The 8,652-nt window shown below is 40.5% G+C and carries 6 protein-coding genes; all 6 read right to left on the bottom strand.

The genetic code is table 11. The features are described from left to right. On the bottom strand, positions 1 to 2,906 hold a 2,906-nt coding region (locus ACEW8O_RS26840; RefSeq protein ID WP_373497707.1), incomplete at its 3' end, for a SusC/RagA family TonB-linked outer membrane protein. A 141-nt stretch (positions 2,907 to 3,047) separates the two neighbouring features. Further along, positions 3,048 to 4,100: a FecR family protein gene (locus ACEW8O_RS26835; protein ID WP_373497706.1), complete on the bottom strand. Its 1,053-nt coding sequence runs from the start codon at positions 4,098 to 4,100 to the stop codon at positions 3,048 to 3,050. A 309-nt stretch (positions 4,101 to 4,409) separates the two neighbouring features. Continuing rightward, positions 4,410 to 5,000 (bottom strand): RNA polymerase sigma factor, encoded by a 591-nt coding sequence (locus ACEW8O_RS26830; RefSeq protein WP_373497705.1) that lies wholly within the window; start codon positions 4,998 to 5,000, stop codon positions 4,410 to 4,412. A gap of 154 nt (positions 5,001 to 5,154) precedes the next feature. Further along, positions 5,155 to 5,394: an SUMF1/EgtB/PvdO family nonheme iron enzyme gene (locus ACEW8O_RS26825; protein ID WP_373497708.1), complete on the bottom strand. Its 240-nt coding sequence runs from the start codon at positions 5,392 to 5,394 to the stop codon at positions 5,155 to 5,157. A 25-nt stretch (positions 5,395 to 5,419) separates the two neighbouring features. Then, a complete protein-coding gene (locus ACEW8O_RS26820) occupies positions 5,420 to 6,826 on the bottom strand; it encodes a sulfatase (protein WP_373497704.1) in 1,407 nt (468 codons plus the stop codon). A 23-nt stretch (positions 6,827 to 6,849) separates the two neighbouring features. Then, on the bottom strand, positions 6,850 to 8,652 hold a 1,803-nt coding region (locus ACEW8O_RS26815; protein ID WP_373497703.1), incomplete at its 5' end, for a sulfatase-like hydrolase/transferase.

Below are 8,652 nucleotides of genomic sequence, written 5' to 3'. Positions count from 1 at the left end.
TTGATCAATACTCTAAGGGAAAAATTTTTGTATGTCATCGTATTAAATATACTAAACCTATAGGTCGGGTCTTCCATACCAAGGATTACTCTGTCATCGGGTGAAATAACACCATCCCCGTTTTGATCCAATACCCGATGGCTGCCAACGGGGTAACCTGTAGGTCTATCATCTTCAATTTGATAAATCCCATCTGTTTCGTATCCAAAAACGGCTCCAATGGGTTGCCCTATAAATAAATTACTGGCCACCAGGTCATCTTCCTTCCCATCACCGTCAGCATCCAATCCGGTCAAACTTTTTATTTCATTAACATTCCTGGAAAAGTTAAACACCATATCCCATCTGAAATCTGGTCTGTCAATAATGATTGGATTCAATGAAAACTCAATTCCTCTGTTTCTAACCTCTCCAACGTTGGACGTGATTTCAGTAAAACCGGTCATAGGTGGAATGCTGACACTGAACAAAAGATCGTTTGTGGTGGTATGGTAATATTCAACATTGCCTGATAACTTACCATTAAAAAGTCTGAAGTCAGCTCCATAATTATAACCAACAGTCCTTTCCCAACGAAGGTCGCTATTGCCTAAAGCAGCTACTTGTTGTCCAAATTCAGTAGAACCTCCATCCCCAAATACATAAGCAATATTTGGATTTACCCTAGGTAAAGAAGCATAGCGATTGATCATGTTTCCATTTGCACCATAGCTGGCTCTTAATTTTAATACATTGAGCCAATTCAACTCAGAAATAAAGTTTTCCTCTGAAAGAATCCACCCCAAAGCAAGTGATGGGAAAATGCCATATTTATTGTCTTCTGAAAAACCTGAAAAACCATCTCTCCTCACCGTAGCTGTGAAAAGGTATTTTTCGTCATATTTATAATTTATCCTTCCCATTTGATACAATAAAGCTTCATCCCATGCACCTGATCTGGTAAATTGTAAGGTTCCTTGTTGCAGATTATGATACCCCAAAGTCATTCTATTGAAACCATTGGCTTCTGAAGTAGTAAATCTATTTTGCCTTTCAATTGCTCCATATAATAAGGTGGCATTTAAGTCATGTTTTAGCCCAAAACCTCTGGAATATGTCAATATATTATCTAGCGTATAGTCATAATAAAATTGGTCTCTTTTAATGGCTCTACCAGTTAATCCTGCACCGAATTGATTTGAATTATATTCATTGTTGATCCTATAGTTATGGCCATAATTTAACCTATAACTAAGCCCTTCGATAAATGGTATTTTTATATCAGCATAAAAGTTTCCGAATAAAGCATTTCGTCTATCCGAATCATCACTCACAGTGCCTATGAAAGGACTCAAGTCTATGTTTTGATTAGGGTTAACTATCAAGTTTCCTTCCTCATCATAAGGAACAGTCAATGGACTTTGAAGCATTAATCGTCCAATTGTAGGCGCTTCTCCGGAATAATCACTAAAAGACCCAAATGATTGAACACCCAGTGTCAACCAAGGCTTTATTTTTGATTCAAGATTAATCCTGATGGTTTTCCTAGTAAACTCATCGTTTTTTATAAATCCTTTTTGCCTGGTATGCCCACCTGAAAATAAATAGTTGAAATTATCTGTTCTTCCCGATATACTTAATTGGTTATCAGATATATATCCCATTTGTGTCCCGGCATCCCACCAATCGAAATCAGTACCGTTATTATGGGCATCCCATTGAGCCGGATCTAAGCCATCCTGGACAATGTCAAAATCTGGATTAATGGTTATATAGTTAGGAGGCAAATAGGCATCTTCCCAAAGCAAATTCTTGTTTTTTTGCAGAAACTGATCCCTGTTCATCGGTGTTAGGGCATGGGCCGGTGTTTGGGTTGCAATCTGGCTTGAAAAGTTAATTTGAGGCTTATCCGTAGCTCCTTTTTTTGTTGTAATTAAAAGTACCCCATTAGCGGCTTGGGCTCCGTAAATGGCTGTTGCACTGGCATCCTTTAAGACATCAATGGATTCAATATCCGCTGGATTTAAGGATGCCAATGTTCCATTGAAAATAATACCATCCAAAACTATCAAAACGTTTTGGTTTCCTGAAAGGGTTGTGGCACCTCTAATGGATATGGGAGGATCAGCACCTGCGCTATTTATCGTTCCGACATTTAAGCCGGGAACCATACCCTGAAGTGACTGTCCTATACCGACATTTGGAGCCTCTTGTAAAGATTGAATATCTGCTCTGGCAACCGCACCCGTGATATCCCTTTTTTTCTGCGCACCAAAGCCTACTACCACAACTTCATCCAAAGAAGCCATATCTGTTTGCAGGGTTATATCTATCTGCGACCGATTATCCACCGCAACCCGCATCGTCTCAAAACCGATATATGAAAAAATTAAGGTGGATCCATCTGGAACATCAAGGGTATAATTCCCGTCAATATCAGTCACTGTACCTGTTGTGGTTCCTGAGACAGTAACAGAAGCCCCCGGCAAGGGATCACCCTTATCATCCACTACGGTTCCCTTCACCGTCACATCGACAAGAAGTGGCTTTTCCTGACTGTTGGCTCTAGAAAGCTTTACACTGATCTTATCGTCCACCTGTTTAAAGGAAAGCTGATGCGTAGCGGCCAGTGACAATAAGATACTTTCCAGGGATTGGTTATTGACCTTCATATTTACGGGATCAGTGTTTTTAACCAACCTGCCGTCATATATAAAAGAAAAACCGGTTTCGGTTTTAATTGCCGTAAAGGCCTCGGCAAGTGTTGCCGCTTCCAGATCAAGACTCAGGTGTACTTCCTTTAAATCCAGGGAACCCTGCGCATTCCCAGGGGCTGCATACATCAGATTTAAAAACAATGTCTGAAGTATGAATCCGTATATGTAGTATTTTCCTATCATACATAAGGCATGTAATGTTTTTTTCATAATTTTGGATGTTTTATTGTTAATAATCATTTCAGTAAGACGATGGCAAATATTCAGAGCCTGAGAAACTTATCTATTTGCCGGTAAAGCCAGTGTTTCCCATTGGCTTTACCATTTTTATGTATTTCATTTATCCATTCTTTACCTGTTTTGGTTAAAATTGATTTTTACTGTTTTGTGGTTGATCCGGTAGTCAAAACCGTAGGCATAACCGATGCTCTCCAGAATATTGCTCAAATAGGTATCACTAAACTCCCCGGAAATCTGAAAACCGGGAAAGGGAGGTTGTTCCACCTCAATTTCCACCCCATACCAGCGTTCCAGTGCAAGTGTGAACTCGCTGAAGGAAGCTTTTTCAAACAGAAGGGTACCCTCTTTCCACAGAAACGCCTTTTTGAGGTCAAATTTTTTCGTTTTCATCTTATTGCTGTCCCTATCCAGACAGACTTCCTCTCCCGGTAAAAGGTACAGGACCTGCTCCCCTTCCGCTTCATTCTCCACCTTTACTTTTCCCGTTGCAAGCTGGATCTGAATCTCCTTTTGGTCATAGGAGTTGATGTTAAAGGAGGTGCCCAAGGCCGTGGTGGTCAACTCACCGGTGAAAACCCGGAACGGGATCAGACTGTCAGGAGCTACCTCAAAAAAGGATTCGCCCGAAAGGAATATATCCCTGTTAATCTTCCCAAAGCTATTCTTAAAGCGAATTTCGCTGTCTGCATTTATGGTTATGGTACTTCCGTCAGGAAGATGGATTTTGGATTTCTGCCCCTTGGGATTGGCCTTGGTGATCCATACTTCCTCTGCTGCCATGGAAACGGAATCTTCCGGCAATTTCGGTTGGATGGTCCAAAACGCAACAATTGACGCAAGCATCAAAAAGGTGACAATGGCTGCCCTGCTCCAAAATACGCTTCCGGAATAATAGGACGGATAGTTTATCCTGTGCTTTTCATTGTCATTGATCCGTCTGGAAATCTCCGAAAACAGGGATTTCTGCCTGGCATTATCCCAATCACTTCCAGGCCTGTCCAGCTCTTGCAGGATCATCCTTGCCTGAAGCAATTTGTCCTTTTTATCCGGATGCTCCTTTATCCAGTTTTCCCAATAGGCCTCTCCTTTAGGATCTCTATGGATCACCCAATTCTTAAAGGAACTGTCCTGCAAAAAATCTTCTATGGAATTGTAATCATTCATCAGTATTTTTACAATATTTTTAAGTGTTATTTTACAAAAGTTCTGGGTAGATGCCTTCGGCGTAGAGGGTTGCCCATCTACCATCTACTATCTACCTTCTACTATTTACTATCTACTTTCTACCCTAACTAATCCTAGAATGCTTAAACTTCCCACAAAGGGTTGTGGCATGTTCAGAGTTATGATTGTACACAGGAAGAGGAGATTCTTTGGGGAATCTCATCTCTTCAACCAGAAAAAAATTTAAATTTTATAGAATTTAAAAAATTAAGGCGATATTTTTATTGAAAATTCAAAATTAACTAATCTTTAATAAAATATCTTTAATAAAAATACCATTAAAATTGTTGAAATATTGTGGGAGGATAAAGATGATTTTAAGGATTTGAGCCCTTTGAAGATAAGATTGTAGATGGACGGCGTTTGAACCCCCATTATTCCAGAGATCTCAATATAACTAAGTCCTTGGATATAACGCAGGTATATGGCCTCTTTTTGCCTTGCCGGCAAAACTTCCAGTGCATTGGCAATGCTGATGCTGGTTTCAAGACCGATCTGGTTTTCCTCCATTATCTCCTGGAACGACACTTCCCAGGAGTGGTATTCCTCCAAGGTCTCGTTTTTGTAGGAGGCGTTGATTTTCTTAATAATTTCCCGACGAAAACAGGAAATCAGGTAGAATTTGATGGATTTTTGGATAATCAGGCTTTTTCTTATTTCCCATATATTGACGAATACATCCTGGATGGCATCTTCGATCAAATACGTATCCGAAGTAAATTTATAGCCATACTTGTAAAGTTCTCTGGAAAGGCTACTATATATATAACCATAAGCATCCTGATTACCGTTTACGATCAGTTTCCACAATTCGGTTTCGGAAAGAGCACGAAAATCCATTGACATTTATGAGTTATTGGGTTTGATTGTGCAATCAAACAATCAATTTACCAAATATTATAAAGATTAAGCGCAACCGAATGAAATTTTTCAAAATTTAATTCAACAATGAGATTGAATGATCCATATTTTCTATAATTATAGGATCGGAAAGTCAATTTAACACACACCTGAAACCTGTATGGCTCAATCCTGAATCATCGCTGGATTTCATCCTTCTGGAAACCCGGTATCCGCTGCAGTAGGAATCGTTGCAGAGAAATGATCCGCCAAGCACAACCCTTTTGGGGATCATCGGTTCCTGGGGATCAAATGAATCTTCCGGGCCTGCTGATCCGCCATCATTCAATTCGTAAGGCTGGACATGATTCCAGTCTTCACACCACTCATTAATTTTGAATAGTGTTAAACTTAGATCTTTACATTACATATTTTGGTTTAATATATTTTCCCTTAGTATCTATATCATCTGGGTCATTAACAAGGGCATCTTTTGGAGCCGGCACATAACCTTTGGTTAACAAAGGATCGTTGGTGCTTTCCATATGCATTTTCAACCTGCTTTTTAAATCTTCAACAAATTCTTTGTTCTGAGGATCATCAATCAAATTATTTTTTTCGTAGGGATCAAATATCAAATCATAAAGTGCTTCTCTTGGTATATTTTGATCCTGCCAGCCCTGTTCTATCAAATATGTTTTGCTGGGGCCGTCATCACAATTAGGCAACACAGGTTTATTTCTGCCATCGTATCGTTTGACATATTTATATCGGTTTGTTCGCACACAGCGAACCGGTTCATAAGAGGCATGATAATCGATTTCGGCAAAAACTTCATTCCGAATCTCTTCAATTTCATCCTGTATCACCGGCATAAAGGAAATCCCTTGCAGCCAGTCCGGTTTTTCCAATCCCAAATAGTCACAAATGGTTGGGAAAATATCCACGTTACTGGTTAATGCCGTAACAGTTTTACCTCCTGTTAAACCATCTGGGCCGCGCATCATCAACATTATGCCAATTCCTCCGTCCGTTAAATTACATTTCATGAACGGGAAAGCAATTCCATGCTCTGTTGTGCAAATCACCAGGGTGTTTTCACTTAAGTTATTATCTTCCAAGGCTTTAAAGACCATCCCCATTTTTTCATCCAGCAGTCGGGCACTTTCCCTATAATTGGCAAAATCAAGCCTAGTGGCAGGTACATTGGGCAAATAACCCGGTGGGTTTACATTATCAGGTTTTTCCAGCCAGTTGTAAGTAGGAAATTCCCGGTGAGTTTCTCCAAAACCCACAGAAAGAAAAAATGGTTTTTCCGGGGCATTTTCCAGCCAGGCTATTATATTATTCATGTCACTTCGCGAACTGGTTCCGCCAATACGTTCATCATAACCGATTATTTGCCAAGCCTTTTCATTATTATGATCCACCACATGCTGTACACCGGCCAGCGCAGAAACATAACCGTGCTTTTTCAAAAAATTGACAATGTGCTGATTGTAATCGTTTAGTTTGAAACCCCTGTGGGCCAGACCGTAAAGCCCATTGGAAATAGGATATCTTCCTGTGAGCAAACTTCCCCTACTTGGAGAACAGGTTGGATTAGTAGAAAAATGATTTCTGAATAATACTCCCTCGTCTGCCAATTTTTGCATGTTCGGAGTTGGAACATCATACCCATAAGGTTGGATATACCAGCCGGTATCGTGCGAGTGAATGTAAATTATGTTGAGTTTTTTTTCGGGTTTGGGAGTTGTAAACCCTACCAGTAAGATACAGCTAACCAATAGTAAACTGTAATTGGAAATCCGTGAAAATTCAGCCATCTCTGTTTTTTTATATTTCAGTGTTACTTATTAATACCTACTTCTTCACCACAATAATGCAAAGCCCATTCAACTGACCAACTGATAAAAGCCGCGAAATTGCCATCCTTAAAGCGCAATCTAGAACCGGGCAGCGACTTATTTTTATCCAGCACTTGATATAAAACCGGTACCAAAGGTTTTGCTTTTTCCTCAATTAATTCTGTAGATCTGGCCGCCTGTAATGCCACCCAAGGTCTTTCTTCCTGCAGGTATCTTCCCAAAACATCCAATGCTTTTTGATCACATTCCCCCAATTTACAGAGAGTTTCTGCAGTCAGTATGGCTACACTTGGTGAGCTATCCTGCAACCTCTTTTTAAGCTCTTTTTTGGCAGGAGCAGCCTTATTTTCCATTGCCCGCAAGCCCATCACCGCCCAGAATCTTACGCCACTGTCAGGATCTTCAAGATTGTTTACCAACTCATCGATTGAGGCAGTACCTACCATTTCAGCTGCAGTAAGAATCGCCCGAAGGTCATATTGTGCAGGATCCTGTGCCATCTCATATACTGTAGATTTTGATCCCCGGATCATCATCTCCGGCTCAAAAAGAAAGCCTGCATCACGTATATCATAGATCCAGTCATGCATGACCTTTTTCAGTTCCTGCTTCTTCTCCTGCAAGGCAGGATCGTCAGCAAGACTATTTAATTCATAAGGATCGGTTTTTAGATCATAAAGCTCTTCAGTGGGTTTTTGATGCCACATTTCTTCTGATGCAGGTGGTAATAAGCCTTTTTCATGCATCTCTCTTAGATATTTAAAACTCAATTTTACATCGGAAAAGATTTCTCCAGGCTGGATATAAGGCATATGGGGCATATAATGCCTGATATAAATATACCGGTCATCCCGCACAGCACGGGAAACCTCATACATATTATCGGCTCTGCTGCGAGCGGCTGCCATATATTTTCTGGGTTCGTCAATCTTTTGACCCATAAAAGAAATTCCCTGCATATAATCAGGGACTTGTATGCCGGCTAAATTTAAAGTAGTCGGTCCGAGATCAGTAAAATTAATTAAGTCAGTATTTTCACTGCCTGGCTGGTCCTTCATCAGGTGCTTGTACTGCTCCGGCACATAAACAATAAAAGGCACATGCAGCCCACTATGGTTCAGCCATCGCTTATAGCGGGGCATACCGTTACCATGGTCAGAGTAAAAAATTATTATGGTATTTTCATATAGTCCATCATCTTTTAATTTTTGAACCACTTCTCCTACCTTTATATCCAATGCAGTGGCACAGTCATAATAGCGGGCCCATAGTTCCCGAAATTCAGGTGTATCAGGATAATACGGAGGTACAGTAACTTTATCGGGATCATGGAACATAGACCGGGGCAGGTCAGCTACTGCTTGTTGATATCTTTCCAGATTATTTCCACTTCCTTCATGCGTTATACCAAAAACAAAGAAGCTGAAAAAGGGCCTGTGATCATCCTCTTCTCTTTTGCGCCAGGGAGCCAGATCCTGACCCCAATATTCATACATTCCTTCCGGATTAAAGTTATAATCTGTTTTTCCCCAATTGGTAGTAAAGTAGCCATTTTGTTGTAAGATTTCCGGTGTCGTTTTTATAAAATCAGGCCTTTCCACTTCCGATCTCAAATGCTGTGTACCCAAAGATGTGGCATTCATGCCGGTTACCATACTTGATCTTGCCGGCGTACAGATTGGAGCCGGAGCATAAGCATTCCTATATAAAACTCCTTCCCTGGCCAATTGATCCAGATTGGGGGTAGTGGCAAATTCATCGCCGTAAGCTCCCAGCATAGGACT

The organism is Aquiflexum sp., assembly GCF_041749095.1.
Classification (GTDB): domain Bacteria; phylum Bacteroidota; class Bacteroidia; order Cytophagales; family Cyclobacteriaceae; genus Aquiflexum.
This window is presented reverse-complemented; position numbering and strand designations above follow the sequence as displayed.